A 16,292-nucleotide genomic window follows, 5' to 3' on the forward strand; every position below is an offset into this window, starting at 1 on the left:
TCCCCTTCTACGTCCCCTGACCGGACAGGTCGGGCGAGGTCACCTCCTGGTCACCTGGGGCCGTTAGTCTCACCGACATGCGCATCCTGCACCTGAGCGACACCCACCTGTACGGCGACCCTGCCGCCCGCCACTACGGACGCATCGACACCACCAGAGCCCTGCGCGGGGTGCTGGAGCACCTGGCTGGCCTTGAGCGCGTGGACCTGGTGGTGCACACCGGGGACGCCTCCGAGGACGGGACCGTGGAGAGCTACCGCCTGCTGCACGAGCTGCTGGATCCCTTCGCCGCCCGGCTCGGGGCGCCGCTCGCGGTGGCGATGGGCAACCACGACGTGCCCGCCGCATACGCGGAGCTGGCCGGGCCCGGTGATCACGACCCGCGCTACCAGGACCGGGCGATCACCACGGCCGACGGGGTCCGCGTGGTGGTGCTGGACTCCAGCGTGCCCGGTGCCGGCTACGGCCACCTCGACCCTGCCCAGCTGGACTGGCTGCGTGAGGTGCTGGCCCGGCCCGCCGCTCGCGGCACAGTGCTGGCGGTGCACCACCCGCCGCTGGTGGCCGCCACCCGGATGCTGCGTGCCCTGGACCTCGACGGCCTCGATGAACTAGGTGAGGCGCTCACCGGCAGTGACGTGCGGGTGATCCTGTCCGGCCACTACCACCACGAGATGACCGGGGACCTGGCAGGGATCCCCGTGCACGTGGTCCCCGGCATCACCAACGTGGTGGACCCGGTGGCCGCCGGCGAGCACGAGAGGTCCCTCGCCCTGTCCGGGGCGAGCCTCCTGGAGATCGACGAGACCGGGGCGGCCAGACCCAGGATCATCACCTCCCTGTGGCCGAACGCGGGGGACACACCCGGGGGCGATGCCGGGGACGTCCAGATCCCTGTGTACGACTTCGGCCCGGGCGAGGTGCAGGCGATCATCGATGCCGCCGGACGCTGACCCTTCACCACCTGGCCCCCAGCCCCTCACCCCGGCCGACCACAGGAGGACCGATGGCCGCACTCCGTGACCCCGTCCCGCCATGGGAGCGCCCGGGTTCGTCGGCCCCCGGTACGGCACCTGCGTCAGAGCGCGGCCTGTTCGGTCGCGCCCGCGGATCATCGGCGCCGGAGCGCCGCACCCCCGGGCATTCTCCCAGCAGCGCCGAACGCAGTGCGGTGCGCACCGTCCAGTGGATCGCCACGGTGGTGAGCGCCGCGGTGGCACTGCTGGCCGTGGTGCGCCTGGTGATCGCGATGATGCCGCTGCGCTACAGCGATCTGCTCTCATCCCTGCCGGCGCTGTGGCCGGTCCCGATGATCGCCATGGCCGTGACCGTGGTGGCGCTGGGCGTCGCCCACGGCGTGGCCGGTCGCTGGACCGACGGCACCTCCGCCAGGCTCACGTTCACCCTGGTGGGAACGGTCCTTGCGCCGATGACCCTGCTGGCGGCGATCGTCTTCTCCATCGACGATCTGAACTACCACCAGCTGATGGGGGCCGAGCTCGCCGAGTGGCTCGCGGTGGTGATCGCGGGCGCCGTCGCGGCGGGGCCGCTGCTGCTGGGAACCGCCCTGCTGGTGATCGGCTCTGCGCGAACACCCCGACGCTGTTAGCACTCGCCTTGCATGAGTGCCAACAGGGTCCTAGAGTTGGCGTCGTTGGCAGTCGACAGCCCAGAGTGCCAGAAGCTGCCAGGAGGGATCTTCCCCGGTCGGCACCGCGACGACGACCGGGACCGGGATCCCTGGCCCCCGAACTCACCAGAGTCATTACTTCATGAAGGAGTGAGCCGCATGTCGGTCTCCATCAAGCCCCTCGAGGACCGTGTCGTCATCAAGCCGCTCGAGGCTGAACAGACCACCGCTTCCGGCCTGGTCATCCCGGACACCGCGAAGGAGAAGCCCCAGGAGGGCGAGGTCGTCGCCGTCGGCGCCGGCCGCTTCGACGAGAAGGGCGAGCGCATCCCGGTCGACGTCAAGGTCGGCGACAAGGTCGTCTTCTCCAAGTACGGCGGCACCGAGCTCAAGTACGGCGACCAGGAGTACCTGGTGCTGGGCTCGCGCGACATCCTCGCGATCATCGAGAACTGAACGGACTGAGGTCTAGATCCACATGGCGAAAGAGATCATCTACGACGAGCAGGCTCGTCGCGCCCTGGAGCGCGGAGTCGACAAGCTCGCCAACACCGTCCGCGTGACGCTGGGCCCCAAGGGCCGCAACGTCGTGCTGGACAAGAAGTGGGGCGCCCCCACGATCACCAATGACGGCGTGACCATCGCCCGTGAGATCGAGCTCGAGGATCCCTACGAGAACCTCGGCGCTCAGCTCACCAAGGAGGTCGCCACCAAGACCAACGACGTGGCAGGCGACGGCACCACTACCGCCACCGTGCTCGCGCAGGCCCTTGTGCACGAGGGGCTGCGCAACGTGGCCTCCGGTGCGGCCCCCGCCTCCCTCAAGCGCGGCATGGAGAAGGCCGTCGAGGCCATCTCCGCCAAGCTCGGCGAGATCGCCATCGAGGTCGACGGCAAGGAGCAGATCGCGAACGTCGCGGCCGTCTCCAGTCAGGACCGCGAGATCGGCGAGCTGCTCGCCGAGGCCTTCGACAAGGTCGGCAAGGACGGCGTCATCACGGTGGAGGAGTCCTCCACCACCGCGATGGAGCTCGAGTTCACCGAGGGCATGCAGTTCGACAAGGGCTTCATCTCCCCGCACTTCGTCACCGACGGTGACCGCCAGGAGGTCGTGCTCGAGGACGCCCAGGTGCTGCTGCACCAGGGCAAGATCTCGGCCGTGGCCGACATCCTGCCGCTGCTGGAGAAGGTCGTCGAGGGCGGCAAGCCGCTGTTCGTGATCGCCGAGGACGTCGACGGTGAGGCCCTGTCCACGCTGGTCGTCAACAAGATCCGCGGCACCTTCAAGGGTGCGGCCGTCAAGGCCCCCGCCTTCGGCGACCGCCGCAAGGCGATGCTGCAGGACATCGCGGTGCTCACCGGCGCGCAGGTCGTCACCTCCGACCTGGGCCTGGACCTGAAGACCGTCGGCACCGACGTGCTGGGCCACGCGGGCCGCGTGGTCATCACCAAGGACACCACCACCATCGTGGGCGGTGCCGGTGACGAGCAGGCCGTGGCCGATCGCGTCGCGCAGATCCGCGCCGAGATCGCCAACACCGACTCCGACTGGGACCGCGAGAAGCTCCAGGAGCGCCTCGCCAAGCTCGCCGGCGGCGTGTCCGTCATCAAGGTGGGCGCCCACACCGAGGTCGAGCTCAAGGAGAAGAAGATGCGCATCGAGGACGCGGTCTCCGCGACTCGTGCAGCCATCGAGGAGGGCATCGTGGCCGGCGGCGGAAGCGCCATCGTCCAGGCGGCCTCCGCTCTCGAGGGCGACCTGGGCCTGAGCGGTGACGAGGCCGTCGGTGCACGCGCCGTGTCCAAGGCCGTCGCCGAGCCGCTGCGCTGGATCGCCGAGAACGCGGGCCTCGAGGGCTACGTGGTCGTCGAGAAGGTGAAGGAGGCGCAGGTCGGTCACGGCCTGAACGCCGCCACCGGCGAGTACGTCGACCTGGTGGCCGCCGGCATCATCGACCCGGTCAAGGTCACCCGTTCGGCGCTGCGCAACGCGGCCTCGATCGCGGGCCTGGTCCTGACCACCGAGACCCTCGTGGTCGAGAAGAAGGACGAGGACGAGGACTGATCGCGCGATCGCGTGATCGTCGTCAGGGCATCATCTGATCCCTGCGTCACAGCAGTGCCGTCGGTCTGACCGAACGGCAGGGAGCGGGCCGCACCGGAGACCCCGGGGCGGCCCGCTTCGTCGTGCCTGAACAGCTCGCAGGCGCGCGACACCCGGTGCCCAGTGCTGGTCATGGGGCCGACCAGGGGCCGTCACCGCCTAGACTCAGGAAGCATCGGGAACTCGCCGGCATCGGAGTGCAGGGAACGAACCGGTGCGGAGAACGCCGCGCCGCCGTGGATCGACAGGAGCGCCAGTGGACAGTAAACGGGAGCATCAGCCATCGGCTGAGGCGAACGAGCCCACCCGCACCTTCAGCCCCCCGGGGCGCGTGGTGCTGGGGACACTGCTGATCGCGTTGGTGTTCGTGGTGGTCCTGGAGTTCCTGGTGATCATCAGTTTCGTGGGGCAGCGCCTGTGGCGCGACCCCGCCCTCACCAGCGACCTGGGCTTCACCCTGCCTCTGCTGCTGTGGGTGGCCGTCGCCGTGCTGGCGGTGATCGGAGTGCTGCGGGTGGTCACCGCCTGGCTGCACGTGGATGAGAAGGGCTTCCGCCTCCAGGGCCTGTGCCGCAGCACGCTGGAGGCGCCGTGGAAGGACGTCGCCCGCGTGATCGCGGTGCGGGACATCGATCGTGGCGCCAGCCCCGCTGAGGCGCTCGACTCCGGCGAGACCAGCTACGACGGCGTGTACCTGATGGATGCGCACGACCACCGGATGCTCGCGGTCTCCAGCCGCCTGTTCGGCGACCGTGCCCAGGAGACGGTGCTGCGGCACGCCGAGAACGCCGGTGTGCCCGTGGACCACTACGACGCGATCAGGCCACGCGAGCTGCGCAAGCAGGTGCCCCAGGCACTCACCTTCATCGACCGCCACCCCAACCTGCTGCTGCTGGGCCTGGTGGTGTTCTACGTGTTCCACAACGTGTACACCTTCGTCGTGTGGGGGCTGTGAGCCACTTCCGGCCAGGGCGAGCCGCCCGCAGCCGTGCCCGCCGGTCGGCACCCCCGCTGCCTCAGCGTGACGGCCTCGACCCCGTGCGCCACCGGGTCGCTCGTGACGCTGCGCAGGGCATCGCCTTCGATAGCCTGCTGACCAGGTTCCCCGCCCTGGGTGACCCAGAGGCGACGCCGTTGCACGAGCGCTTCGTGCGCGGTGAGATCGTGCGGGCCGACGGGACCGCCTGGGCCGCCGACGCCCCGGTCGAGCCCGGCGACGAGCTGTGGTTCCATCGAGAGCTGCGCGAGGAAGCCGTGCCGGAGATGGACCTGCCGATCCTGCACCAGGACGACCATCTGCTGGTGGTGGACAAGCCCCACGACATGGCCACGATGCCACGTGGCACCCACGTGCTCTCCAGCGCCCTGGTGCGCCTGCGCCGCTCCACCGGCATCACCACGCTCAGTCCCCTGCATCGCCTGGACCGTCGTACCGCCGGCGTGCTGGCCTTCGGTGTGGATCCTGCCGAACGCAGTGCCTACCAGGAGCTGTTCGCCCGCCGTGAGGTGCTCAAGGAGTACCTGGCCCGGGTAGGGCCGTACCGCGAAGGCGCCGCCGTGCCGGCTGATCTGCCCACGATGGTCGGCGCGCGCACGGTGCTGCGCGATCGCCTGGTCAAGGAGCGCGATGATCTGCTCACCCGCCTGGTGGCAGGGGAGCCCAACGCGATCACCGAGGTCGAGGTGGCCGCCGTCGAGCTGGACGGCACCCTCACCCTGCGGCTGCGACCGCTCACTGGCCGCACCCACCAGCTGCGCGCGCAGCTCGCCTCCCGAGGCATGCCCATCGTGGGGGAGGACCTCTACCCCACGCCTCGTGATCCGGTCGGGTCGCTGCAGCTGCTGGCCCGCTCCCTCGCCTTCACCGACCCCGTCACCGGGCAGGAGCGACGGTTCACCTCCGCGCTCGACCTGCCGGGACCCCCGTCATGAATGGCGACATCGACGGTGAGAGCCCGCGGCCGGCCCCGTACCCTGGGAGGGTGACGACCGGTGAGACGCTCAGCGACGCCGCGACCGCGCCGGCCCCCCGCCGCACCCGGTCCGGCGCGGTGCTCGTCGGCCCCAGCATCAGGGCCCGCTACCTGCCCGGGGTGTTGATCGGGCTGCCCCTGATCTCCTTGCTGCTGTCTCCCTTCGCGGGGGCGGGCCTGCAGCAGTGGCGGCGAACCCGCATCCTGGACGGGCACCGCGGACCGCTCGAGCAGATGCTCGAACCGGCGTGGACGCAGCTGCTTGTCGGTGCGCTGTTGCTGTGGGGCCTGTTCGCACTGTGGGCGTTCGTGCCGTTGGTGTTCACCCGCCGGGTCGCCCTGCTCGATGAGCAGCACGGTGCCCTGGCCCTGCGCAAGGGGATGCGCACCACGGACCGAGCCCGCATGGACCAGGTGGTCTACGCCGTGGGGGAGGCCGAGCGCGGGTCCCTGGCGCTGATCGGGATCCGCGACGATGCGGCGCAGGAGCGCCAGTGGCTGATCCCGGAGATCGGCTGGGACCAGGCCTCCTTCGACGGTCTGCGCATGCTGCAGACTGCCGCCGGTCTGCGAGCGGCACCACCGCGCCGCGTCCTGGTGGACGAGGCGCGCCGGGCCCGACGCGAGCAGAACAACCGGGAGCTCGCCCAGCGGCTCGGCATGCCCTGGCAGCCCGACTACGGGCACGACGAGGGAGCCTTCCAGGCCGAATTCGACCGCGTTCGACGGGTGGTGGGAGGCAAGGAGCCCCCGCGCGAGGGTGATCCGAGCGCGCAGCTGTGAGCGTCGCTCAAAGGGGCATCTGACGGATCCGTTCGAGGGCGCGCTGCAGACTCGGTGACCTGGATGCAGCTCGCATCGCGTCCCAGCGTGACTCAGCGAACTGCTGGAGCGTAGTGACATACCCGGTTCCGATTCGTCCGTTGCTGCGCACCATTGCCGCACGGATCGTTCGTGATCGTGACCGAGCGCATATCTGTAGCAGACGCTGTTTGGGGGCTCTTCGTGGTTCGTGGTGAATGGGTCTGCTGTGGCGGGTATTCACGCTGCGGTTCTCGCGGCGCTGGCCAGCAGGATACGGGTCCGGTAGTTCTCGGCGTTGCGGAAGCCGCGGCCGGTGCGTTTGATGTTCTTGATGCCCGTGTTCGCTGCCTCGACTCGGGCGGTGGTCGCGCCGGTGAGGATGAGGACCTCGATCGCGTCCCACCAGGTCACGATGGTGTCGTAGAGCTTGGTCGCCTCGGGAATGTTCGCGATCTGGACGAAGTAACCCATCCGCATCCGTTCGTCCCAGGCCTGGGCCAGGGTGTCGGTGGCCAGCAGGCGGCGGAGCTGCTCCTTGATGTGAATATTCGCCTCGCTGGGGTCCGCTGATCGAGGGTTCGGGTGCCACGTCGCTGCCGTAGCGGTGGCGTCGTTCGGGACCACCAGTGGTGTCGTTGGGGCCGCTCTGTCTACGCTCCTTCCGCCGTGTGTATAGGGCACGCGGCGGAAGGAGCAATCTGGAATGGTACGGAAGATCAGGGCGAAGCTGGTGCTCCAGCTGCGCGCAGAAGGTCTGTCGGGGCGAGCGATTTCGTCCTCGCAGGGCATGTCCCGCAAGTCCGTGAGGGCGGTGTTCGAGGCCGCTGACGCTGCAGGGATCGGGTGGGGCGATATCGCGGACGTCGCCGATGAGCAGGTGTATGCCCGGTTGTTCCCGGGCCGGGGCGAGCACGAGAGCGTGTTCGCACAGCCGGACTGGGAACAGGTCCATCGAGAGATGGCCAGGGTCGGCGTGACGCTGAAGCTGTTGCACGGCGAGTACTTCGACGCGACCACGGCGGCTGGGGATCCGGCGATGGGGTATGACCGGTTTTGCCGCACCTACCAGCACCACGTCATGGTCACCGGTGCCGCTTCGAGAGTCGGTCACAAGGCCGGCCAGAGCGTGGAGGTCGACTGGTCCGGCCCCACGATGGAGCTGGCCGATCCGGTCACCGGCGAGGTCTCGAAGGTGTTCTTGTTCGTTGCCTGCCTGCCTTTTTCTCGTTACGCGTTCTGCTTCCCGGCGCTGGATATGCGCCAGGAGTCCTGGCTGCGAGCGCACGTAGCGATGTTCGAGGCGCTGGGCGGGACGGTCCCGAGGATCGTTCCGGACAACCTCAAGACCGGTGTGGTGAAGCACCCCCGCGAGGGCGAGATCGTCCTGAACGATGCGTATCGCGAGATGGCAGCGCATTACTCGGCGGCGGTGCTCCCGGGGAGGGTGCGGAAACCGAAAGACAAGGCGAGCGTGGAGAACACCGTCGCGCACGTCGCGACCTGGGTCATCGCCGGGCTGCGGGATCAGCGATTCACGTCCCTGCCCGAACTTGCAGCCGCCATCGGGCAGCGGATGGAGGCCTATAACGCGGAGCCGTTCCAGAAGCGGCCCGGATCCCGCGCCAGCGTGTTCGACGCGGAGGAGCGGCCGCTGCTGACGCCGCTGCCGGCGGTGCCCTACGAGATCTCGACATGGCACTACGGACGACGAGTGGGCAGGAACGGGCACGTCACGTTCGCGCGGAACTTCTACTCCGCGCCGTTCGCGCACATCGGCGCGAAGGTCGATCTGCGCATCACGGCCCGGACGCTGGAGATCTATCAGGGCAGCCAGCGACTGACCAGTCACCTGCTGCTCCCGGAGACCGCGAGCAATGAGTACCGCACCAACGACGCGGACCTACCTGCGGGCGAGCGTTTCCAGGCCTGGGACGCGCAGAGGGTGCGGGCGTGGGCAGATCGGGTCGGGCCGGCCACGGTGATCGTGATCCAGCGGATCTTCGAGTCCGTGCCGATCGTGGAACAGGGCCTGGATCCCGCGTTGGCGGTGCTACGGCTCTCTCGCCGCTTCTCCGTAGATCGGGTCGAGGCGGCCTGCGCACTCGCGCTGACGGGACGGGTCCGTTCACCGCGCTATGCGCATCTGCACCCGATCTTGGCCACCGGGCAGGACAAGGTCGCCGCCCTGCGTCCACCCCGCGAGGAACCCGCGGAAGACGGCGGATACGTCCGTGGCGCCGACTACTACGCCGGAGGTGTCCGGTGAGCGTGATCGATAACGACACGAAGCGGAAGCTGCGCGAGATGGGCGCGACCGCGCTGCTGGACGCGATCGATGCCCAGGATGAGGCTCACGTGCTGGGGATGTCGTTCCAGGAACGGCTCCAGCTGATCGTGGACGAGGCGCATTCCATCTTCAATCATGGAAAGGTCGAGGGTCTGATCCGCCGGGCGGGGCTGCGTTATCCCGGAGCGGACCTGCGGCGGCTGGATCTGGTCGAGGAACGGGGACTGAACCGGAACGTGATCGCGCAACTGGCAACCTGCTCCTTCATCCAGCGGCAACAGAACGTGGTCTTCCAGGGCTTCACCGGCTCAGGGAAGTCCTACCTCGGCTGCGCGCTGGCGAAGCAGGCCTGCCAGCACCGGCTCCGAGCCCACTACATCCGAATGCCCGACCTCGAAGAGGCCTGGGCCCTGGCAAAGGACAAGCCGCAGGGCCAGACGAAGTTCCTGCGGAAGTACTCCACGTTCTCGCTGCTGGTGATCGACGAGTGGCTGCTGGACCATCCTGACGAGGGAATGCGTTCGATGCTGCTGGAACTGCTCGAGCGCCGCTATGACACCGGCTCGACCGTGTTCTGCACCCAGTACCCGAAGAAGGACTGGCACGCCCGGCTCGGTGGAGCAGTCCACGCCGATGCGATCATGGACCGCATCGTGCACAACACAATCTGGATCGACACCGGCGACAGGAACATGCGAGAACACACCGCACTGCCCCAGTGACCCGATGCCGGCGGGAGCCAGTGGTCCCCACCGCGGCGGCTACTGGCCCCCGTCGGCACGATCGGCGGTCCCCAAGAGCAAGATTCGGTGGCTCCCACGACTACGAATACTCATTGATGCCCCAGGCGGCGGAGAGCTCGTCGGTGGGGTCATCGGTGCCAAACACGTCCTCGAGCCGCTCCCAGGCGCGCGGGGTGAGGGTGTCAGCGCCTCGCAGCAGCAGCATCCGGTGCGCCCAGGCCGGATCGTCCTTGCGACCCCGACGACCGTGGTGGGTGCGGGCGAGGCGCTGCCTGACAGTGGTGACCATGTCGTTTCCCAGCTTGACGAGGTGGAACTTGTCGACCGATACCGCGGCGCGGGGCAGGTAGGTCCGCAGTGCTTTGCGGAACGCCGCTGAGGGATTGAGTATTCGTAGTCGTGGGAGCCACCGAATCTTGCTCTTGGGGACCGCCGATCGTGCCGACGGGGGCCAGTAGCCGCCGCGGTGGGGACCACTGGCTCCCGCCGGCATCGGGTCACTGGGGCAGTGCGGTGTGTTCTCGCATGTTCCTGTCGCCGGTGTCGATCCAGATTGTGTTGTGCACGATGCGGTCCATGATCGCATCGGCGTGGACTGCTCCACCGAGCCGGGCGTGCCAGTCCTTCTTCGGGTACTGGGTGCAGAACACGGTCGAGCCGGTGTCATAGCGGCGCTCGAGCAGTTCCAGCAGCATCGAACGCATTCCCTCGTCAGGATGGTCCAGCAGCCACTCGTCGATCACCAGCAGCGAGAACGTGGAGTACTTCCGCAGGAACTTCGTCTGGCCCTGCGGCTTGTCCTTTGCCAGGGCCCAGGCCTCTTCGAGGTCGGGCATTCGGATGTAGTGGGCTCGGAGCCGGTGCTGGCAGGCCTGCTTCGCCAGCGCGCAGCCGAGGTAGGACTTCCCTGAGCCGGTGAAGCCCTGGAAGACCACGTTCTGTTGCCGCTGGATGAAGGAGCAGGTTGCCAGTTGCGCGATCACGTTCCGGTTCAGTCCCCGTTCCTCGACCAGATCCAGCCGCCGCAGGTCCGCTCCGGGATAACGCAGCCCCGCCCGGCGGATCAGACCCTCGACCTTTCCATGATTGAAGATGGAATGCGCCTCGTCCACGATCAGCTGGAGCCGTTCCTGGAACGACATCCCCAGCACGTGAGCCTCATCCTGGGCATCGATCGCGTCCAGCAGCGCGGTCGCGCCCATCTCGCGCAGCTTCCGCTTCGTGTCGTTATCGATCACGCTCACCGGACACCTCCGGCGTAGTAGTCGGCGCCACGGACGTATCCGCCGTCTTCCGCGGGTTCCTCGCGGGGTGGACGCAGGGCGGCGACCTTGTCCTGCCCGGTGGCCAAGATCGGGTGCAGATGCGCATAGCGCGGTGAACGGACCCGTCCCGTCAGCGCGAGTGCGCAGGCCGCCTCGACCCGATCTACGGAGAAGCGGCGAGAGAGCCGTAGCACCGCCAACGCGGGATCCAGGCCCTGTTCCACGATCGGCACGGACTCGAAGATCCGCTGGATCACGATCACCGTGGCCGGCCCGACCCGATCTGCCCACGCCCGCACCCTCTGCGCGTCCCAGGCCTGGAAACGCTCGCCCGCAGGTAGGTCCGCGTCGTTGGTGCGGTACTCATTGCTCGCGGTCTCCGGGAGCAGCAGGTGACTGGTCAGTCGCTGGCTGCCCTGATAGATCTCCAGCGTCCGGGCCGTGATGCGCAGATCGACCTTCGCGCCGATGTGCGCGAACGGCGCGGAGTAGAAGTTCCGCGCGAACGTGACGTGCCCGTTCCTGCCCACTCGTCGTCCGTAGTGCCATGTCGAGATCTCGTAGGGCACCGCCGGCAGCGGCGTCAGCAGCGGCCGCTCCTCCGCGTCGAACACGCTGGCGCGGGATCCGGGCCGCTTCTGGAACGGCTCCGCGTTATAGGCCTCCATCCGCTGCCCGATGGCGGCTGCAAGTTCGGGCAGGGACGTGAATCGCTGATCCCGCAGCCCGGCGATGACCCAGGTCGCGACGTGCGCGACGGTGTTCTCCACGCTCGCCTTGTCTTTCGGTTTCCGCACCCTCCCCGGGAGCACCGCCGCCGAGTAATGCGCTGCCATCTCGCGATACGCATCGTTCAGGACGATCTCGCCCTCGCGGGGGTGCTTCACCACACCGGTCTTGAGGTTGTCCGGAACGATCCTCGGGACCGTCCCGCCCAGCGCCTCGAACATCGCTACGTGCGCTCGCAGCCAGGACTCCTGGCGCATATCCAGCGCCGGGAAGCAGAACGCGTAACGAGAAAAAGGCAGGCAGGCAACGAACAAGAACACCTTCGAGACCTCGCCGGTGACCGGATCGGCCAGCTCCATCGTGGGGCCGGACCAGTCGACCTCCACGCTCTGGCCGGCCTTGTGACCGACTCTCGAAGCGGCACCGGTGACCATGACGTGGTGCTGGTAGGTGCGGCAAAACCGGTCATACCCCATCGCCGGATCCCCAGCCGCCGTGGTCGCGTCGAAGTACTCGCCGTGCAACAGCTTCAGCGTCACGCCGACCCTGGCCATCTCTCGATGGACCTGTTCCCAGTCCGGCTGTGCGAACACGCTCTCGTGCTCGCCCCGGCCCGGGAACAACCGGGCATACACCTGCTCATCGGCGACGTCCGCGATATCGCCCCACCCGATCCCTGCAGCGTCAGCGGCCTCGAACACCGCCCTCACGGACTTGCGGGACATGCCCTGCGAGGACGAAATCGCTCGCCCCGACAGACCTTCTGCGCGCAGCTGGAGCACCAGCTTCGCCCTGATCTTCCGTACCATTCCAGATTGCTCCTTCCGCCGCGTGCCCTATACACACGGCGGAAGGAGCGTAGACAGAGCGGCCCCAACGACACCACTGGTGGTCCCGAACGACGCCACCGCTACGGCAGCGACGTGGCACCCGAACCCTCGATCAGCGGACCCCAGCGAGGCGAATATTCAGGATCGATGGCGACGACCTCGATCCGCTCCCGCCAGCACTCGGAGCGTTGGGCGAGCCAGGTACCGACGGCGGTGGAGTCCCGGCCGTCGACGATACCGAGGACCTGCCCAGTGGTCAGGTCGACCAGGGTCGTCATCCAGGGCTCGAACCGTCTCCAGGCACCGTCGTCGGTGCGGAACCAGCGCACCGACCGGTAGCGGTGCTCATCGATGCCCAGGCGCGTCACCGGCACCTCGTCAACGGCAGGCAGGGCCACGGCGGCAGCCGCCAGCGCGGCCTGGACCAGCCACCACGAGACGCCATGGGCCTGAGCGACTTCCGAGGCCGCCCGGCCCGAGGTGATCACCGCAGAGACGACCTGATCGCGCGGCCGGGTGGTCGAGCGTGCGTATCGGGGGACCTGGTCGGTGGCTTCCCAGAACGTGCGCCGGGCGCAGGCCGGCTCGAGGCAGAACCAGCGCCGCTTGGCCCACACCACCTGAACCGTCCCGGCCACGGGGACGTCTCGCACCTGCTGAGAGCGGCGGGAGTGGACCTTCGTCGCGATCACCCCGCACGACGGGCACCCGGGTGGGACGCTCGAGGCGATCACCACTTGACGCCCTCCGTCGGACAGGTCGATCGCGTCAACGACGCGGTAGTTGGGCAGGTTGAAGATCGTGCTCGCAGCATCACGCTGCGGACCAGTACTCTCATACACAGGCTCGTGGTCCTCTGAGATATGGATGTCTTGACAACACCCATCACAGCAGGACCACGAGCCGCTCTACGCCAGCGACGCGACGCTCTCCATCACCACGAACCGTGAAGAGCCTGTTTGGGGTCTCTGATCATCTCCGGGGCAGCAGGCAGATCATCGGTGCGTACGGAGAAGTACTGCGCGAAGCCCTCGTGGTCGGCCATGAGCCAGGCCTCCGTCATCGCATGCGCGATACGGAGTTGGAAGCTCGGGGGCAGGGGCGAGACTGTTCCGACAAGTTCCTCGCGGAGCTCGACGGGGCAGACGCCGTCTGAATCGCGAATGATGACGTAGGAACCGTGGGCACTCGCCGAGATGTATTTGTGCAGATCTCTATCCAGCGCCCCCGTGCCGCGCTTGACGAAGACGCGACCAGGGGACCTGCCCGCAGCCTCGATGACAGCCCGAGCGGCCGCGACGTCGGAATCTCCCTCCACAACGACGGTGATGCCCGCAGTCATCATAGCCGCAAAGCCAATTGACGCGCCGCGACGGGTTCGATCAGAGATTGGACGATCTCCGACAAGGGGAGACCTGAGTCCACCTCGGCCCGGACCTCTGCAATGTCGGAGAGCAACGAGGCGGTGCTGCCGTCTTCTGTGACCCGCATGACCAGCACTTCCTCCGGTAGAACTGTCTCCTCGTCCAAGAGCTCTGGCGCGTGCGTGGACAGCAGCACTTGCAGATCGCGATCGCGCTGCACACGGGCAAGAAGAGCGGGCACGGTGCGAACGATTCCCGCGTTCAAAGACAGCTCTGGTTCCTCGAACAGGAGCACTCCACCGGAGGAGGGGGCGCTGACGAGCGTCCACAGCAGGCCGATCAAGCGCAGCGTCCCATCGGACAGCTCCGACTCGGTCTGCCGGGTGGGGGCGGGGCGCCAATTGCGGTAGGTGGCGTGCAGGTGGGGGACCCCGGACGCATCGGGCTCAACGCTCAGGGACTCGAACTGGGGTACAGCAGCCTGCAGCGCGTTCTCTATCTTCTGCAGCCACGCCGATCGGGTCCGCGACGCCGTTTCGTTCATCTGCTTAATGACGTCGCTGCCGAAAGGGTCGCGCGGCCCGGATGCGTGGAAGAAACCGGGGTTGCGGATGATCTGTGGAACCGGATGGAAGTACCGCGTCTTCTGGAGGTGCTCGGCAAGTTCGCGGAACGATTTGTTGGCCGTGATCTGTTCCAGGTGGGTCTGGGTCAGCAGTTCCGGATCGGCTTCGTCGGAGGCATCGGGGCGTCGCAACAACTCTTCGCCGTTGCGCGTGACCACTTCTTCTGCGACGAGAGCGCGATGGTGGCCGCGCTGCTCGCCCTTGACGGCGAGGTGGTACGTCCACTCATCTGCATCGTCGCTGAAATGTGCGGTCACCGATACCTGTCCGTAACGGTGGTTGCGTGCGAAGAGGGACCGCACCGCACTGAAGCCGCCCCGATCAGCGAAGGCGGCCGCGAGACCTCCGCCGGGCCGGGCTATGTCCGTAAGGAACCGGAACACATCTAGCAGATTTGATTTCCCCGCGGCGTTGGGTCCCACGATGAACAGTCTGTCCTCGATTGGGAACTGGACGTCCTTGAAGTTCCGCCAGTTTTGGACGTTCATGTGTGTGAATCGCATGGGCCCTCCTTCCGTCATGATGGCGGGAGTCTACCGGTGAGTTGTGGCGTGGGAACCGCCGGTAGGCTCGCTGTATGACCAGCAACGCCGCGTCACCGGCACCGGAGCGGGAACCGGGGGACCATCGGCCTGGGTCCCGGCCGGTGCCCACCTCGACCAGCCCCATCGGGGTGGCCGACTCCCTCACCATCCGCTCCGAGGCGGCGGCCGCGGTGGGCAGCGAGCTGCTGGCCGGTGGCATGGCGTCCTACCGGGTGAAGGTGGCGATGAGCCGCACCGCCCGTGCCCTCGGCCTGGACTCCTTCACCTCGATCGTCACCTACACCGACATCACCGCCACGGCCACCCTGAACGGCCGCTACCGCACTCGCATCACCCAGCCGAAGCACGTGGGTGTGGACGTGGACCGCCTGTACCGCACCCAACGCTACGTGGAGTCCCTGCCCCCGCGCGGTGCCACCGCGGCCGACGTGTTCGAGGCCCTGGCCCGGATCAACGCTCGTGGCTCGCTGTACTCCCGCCCGGTGAACGCTCTTGCCGCCGGCATCGCCTGCGCGGCCTTCGCCTTCCTTAACCAGGCCGGCCTCATCGAGATCCTGGCGGTGCTGCTGGCCGCCACCGTGGGGCAGGCCGTACGGCGGGTGTTCCAGCTGCGCCAGTGGAACCATCTGCTGGTCACCGTGATCGCCGCGGTGGTGACGGCGAGCCTGTACCTCACCGTGGTGGGTATCCCTGCGCAGCTGGGCTGGATCGGGCCGGGGAACCTCGGCGGGTTCATGGCCTCGGTGCTGTTCCTGGTGCCGGGCTTCCCGATGATCACCGGGATCCTGGACCTGGTGCGATCGGACTTCTCCGCGGGGATGGCCAGGCTCACCTACGCGGCGATGATCATCCTGGGCGCTGCGGCGTCCATCTGGACGGTGAGCGTGGCCGCCGGGGTGGAGACGCACCCCGCCACCCCGCTGGGACTGCCGTTCGAGCTGGAGCTGCCGTTGAGGGCCCTGGCCACGTTCATCGGTGTGCTGGGCTTCGCGATCATCTTCAACTCCCCGTGGAAGATCGCGGTGGCCGCTGCGACGGTGTCCACGGTGGCCAACTCCCTGCGCTTCCTGATGACCGAAGGCGGGATCCCCGTGCAGCTGGCCACCCTCGCGGCCACGGTGCTGGTGGGGGTGGCCGCGTACGTGATCGCCCGGATCAGGCACGTGCCACGCATCTCGATCTCCGTGCCGGCGGTGGTGATCATGATCCCCGGCTACGCGATGTACAGCGGGTTCGCGACGCTCAATGCGGGGGAGCTGGCCGGCAGCGTGCTGCTGCTGCAGGAGGCGGTGCAGACGGTGCTGGCCGCTGCGTTCGGTCTGGCCCTGGCACACCTGGCCACCTCACCAGCATGGCGACGGGTGCACCAGCCCACGTGAGTCCACAGCCGCA

The 16,292-nt window shown here is 67.9% G+C and carries 14 protein-coding genes and 3 pseudogenes; 10 read left to right on the forward strand and 7 right to left on the reverse strand.

Annotated features, from left to right (window positions below):
• Positions 1 to 77: 77 nt before the first annotated feature.
• The 7 genes from JOD52_RS02650 to JOD52_RS02680 all read left to right on the forward strand — a co-directional run bounded on the left by JOD52_RS02650 (position 78) and on the right by JOD52_RS02680 (position 6,490).
• On the forward strand, positions 78 to 953 hold the full coding sequence (locus JOD52_RS02650; protein WP_017822272.1) for a metallophosphoesterase family protein: 876 nt from the start codon (positions 78 to 80) through the stop codon (positions 951 to 953).
• A gap of 53 nt (positions 954 to 1,006) precedes the next feature.
• The gene (locus JOD52_RS02655) at positions 1,007 to 1,609 is read left to right on the forward strand and encodes a hypothetical protein (protein WP_204408717.1); all 603 of its coding nucleotides are present in this window, start codon (positions 1,007 to 1,009) and stop codon (positions 1,607 to 1,609) included.
• Positions 1,610 to 1,789: 180 nt separating this feature from the next.
• Positions 1,790 to 2,086, forward strand: coding sequence for a co-chaperone GroES (groES, locus tag JOD52_RS02660; protein ID WP_017822270.1), 297 nt, complete (start codon positions 1,790 to 1,792; stop codon positions 2,084 to 2,086).
• 22 nt (positions 2,087 to 2,108) lie between these two features.
• The gene (gene groL / locus JOD52_RS02665; protein ID WP_017822269.1) at positions 2,109 to 3,695 is read left to right on the forward strand and encodes a chaperonin GroEL; all 1,587 of its coding nucleotides are present in this window, start codon (positions 2,109 to 2,111) and stop codon (positions 3,693 to 3,695) included.
• A gap of 295 nt (positions 3,696 to 3,990) precedes the next feature.
• The gene (locus JOD52_RS02670; RefSeq protein WP_017822268.1) at positions 3,991 to 4,689 is read left to right on the forward strand and encodes a hypothetical protein; all 699 of its coding nucleotides are present in this window, start codon (positions 3,991 to 3,993) and stop codon (positions 4,687 to 4,689) included.
• Between the two features lie 83 nt (positions 4,690 to 4,772).
• Positions 4,773 to 5,666 (forward strand): pseudouridine synthase, encoded by an 894-nt coding sequence (locus JOD52_RS02675; RefSeq protein WP_017822267.1) that lies wholly within the window; start codon positions 4,773 to 4,775, stop codon positions 5,664 to 5,666.
• Between the two features lie 50 nt (positions 5,667 to 5,716).
• Positions 5,717 to 6,490, forward strand: coding sequence for a hypothetical protein (locus JOD52_RS02680; protein WP_042342685.1), 774 nt, complete (start codon positions 5,717 to 5,719; stop codon positions 6,488 to 6,490).
• Positions 6,491 to 6,748: 258 nt separating this feature from the next.
• Here the strand turns inward: JOD52_RS02680 and JOD52_RS16930 are convergent.
• A pseudogene (locus JOD52_RS16930) lies at positions 6,749 to 7,174 on the reverse strand (transposase); the annotation flags it as partial.
• 40 nt (positions 7,175 to 7,214) lie between these two features.
• Between JOD52_RS16930 and istA (JOD52_RS02690) the strand changes: the two are divergent.
• Entirely contained in the window at positions 7,215 to 8,777 is a 1,563-nt protein-coding gene (gene istA, locus JOD52_RS02690) for an IS21 family transposase (protein WP_204408388.1), read from the forward strand.
• Positions 8,774 to 9,520 (forward strand): ATP-binding protein, encoded by a 747-nt coding sequence (locus tag JOD52_RS02695; protein ID WP_338124028.1) that lies wholly within the window; start codon positions 8,774 to 8,776, stop codon positions 9,518 to 9,520. The genes istA (JOD52_RS02690) and JOD52_RS02695 overlap by 4 nt, the downstream gene beginning before the upstream one ends.
• Before the next feature lie 109 nt (positions 9,521 to 9,629).
• On the opposite strand, the pseudogene JOD52_RS02700 reads toward JOD52_RS02695, so the two are convergent.
• The 6 genes and pseudogenes from JOD52_RS02700 to JOD52_RS02725 form a co-directional block, all read right to left on the reverse strand.
• Positions 9,630 to 9,929 (reverse strand): annotated as a pseudogene (locus JOD52_RS02700) (transposase); the annotation flags it as partial.
• 109 nt (positions 9,930 to 10,038) lie between these two features.
• Positions 10,039 to 10,785, reverse strand: a complete 747-nt coding sequence (locus JOD52_RS02705) for an ATP-binding protein (protein ID WP_338124028.1) — start codon at positions 10,783 to 10,785, stop codon at positions 10,039 to 10,041.
• Positions 10,782 to 12,344, reverse strand: coding sequence for an IS21 family transposase (gene istA / locus JOD52_RS02710; RefSeq protein WP_204408388.1), 1,563 nt, complete (start codon positions 12,342 to 12,344; stop codon positions 10,782 to 10,784). Before istA (JOD52_RS02710) ends, JOD52_RS02705 begins: the two co-directional genes overlap by 4 nt.
• Positions 12,345 to 12,505: 161 nt before the next feature.
• Positions 12,506 to 13,207, reverse strand: a pseudogene (locus tag JOD52_RS02715) (transposase family protein); the annotation flags it as partial.
• 92 nt (positions 13,208 to 13,299) lie between these two features.
• A complete protein-coding gene (locus JOD52_RS02720) occupies positions 13,300 to 13,707 on the reverse strand; it encodes a hypothetical protein (protein ID WP_204408718.1) in 408 nt (135 codons plus the stop codon).
• Positions 13,707 to 14,858, reverse strand: coding sequence for an AAA family ATPase (locus JOD52_RS02725; protein ID WP_017822264.1), 1,152 nt, complete (start codon positions 14,856 to 14,858; stop codon positions 13,707 to 13,709). Before JOD52_RS02725 ends, JOD52_RS02720 begins: the two co-directional genes overlap by 1 nt.
• Before the next feature lie 74 nt (positions 14,859 to 14,932).
• Between JOD52_RS02725 and JOD52_RS02730 the strand changes: the two genes are divergently transcribed.
• Positions 14,933 to 16,279 (forward strand): threonine/serine exporter family protein, encoded by a 1,347-nt coding sequence (locus JOD52_RS02730; protein ID WP_239551751.1) that lies wholly within the window; start codon positions 14,933 to 14,935, stop codon positions 16,277 to 16,279.
• Positions 16,280 to 16,292: the final 13 nt, after the last annotated feature.

It is taken from the genome of Brachybacterium muris (assembly GCF_016907455.1).
Classification (GTDB): Bacteria; Actinomycetota; Actinomycetes; order Actinomycetales; family Dermabacteraceae; genus Brachybacterium; species Brachybacterium muris.

What these genes read in the sequence shown, in the direction of transcription:
- groES (WP_017822270.1), top strand. Translation starts at nt 1,790, where the DNA reads ATGTCGGTCTCCATCAAGCCCCTCGAGGACCGTGTCGTCATCAAGCCG.
- groL (WP_017822269.1), top strand. Translation starts at nt 2,109, where the DNA reads ATGGCGAAAGAGATCATCTACGACGAGCAGGCTCGTCGCGCCCTGGAG.
- JOD52_RS02720 (WP_204408718.1), bottom strand. Translation starts at nt 13,707, where the DNA reads ATGACTGCGGGCATCACCGTCGTTGTGGAGGGAGATTCCGACGTCGCG.
- JOD52_RS02730 (WP_239551751.1), top strand. Translation starts at nt 14,933, where the DNA reads ATGACCAGCAACGCCGCGTCACCGGCACCGGAGCGGGAACCGGGGGAC.
- istA (WP_204408388.1), top strand. Translation starts at nt 7,215, where the DNA reads ATGGTACGGAAGATCAGGGCGAAGCTGGTGCTCCAGCTGCGCGCAGAA.
- JOD52_RS02650 (WP_017822272.1), top strand. Translation starts at nt 78, where the DNA reads ATGCGCATCCTGCACCTGAGCGACACCCACCTGTACGGCGACCCTGCC.
- JOD52_RS02725 (WP_017822264.1), bottom strand. Translation starts at nt 14,858, where the DNA reads ATGCGATTCACACACATGAACGTCCAAAACTGGCGGAACTTCAAGGAC.
- istA (WP_204408388.1), bottom strand. Translation starts at nt 12,344, where the DNA reads ATGGTACGGAAGATCAGGGCGAAGCTGGTGCTCCAGCTGCGCGCAGAA.
- JOD52_RS02655 (WP_204408717.1), top strand. Translation starts at nt 1,007, where the DNA reads ATGGCCGCACTCCGTGACCCCGTCCCGCCATGGGAGCGCCCGGGTTCG.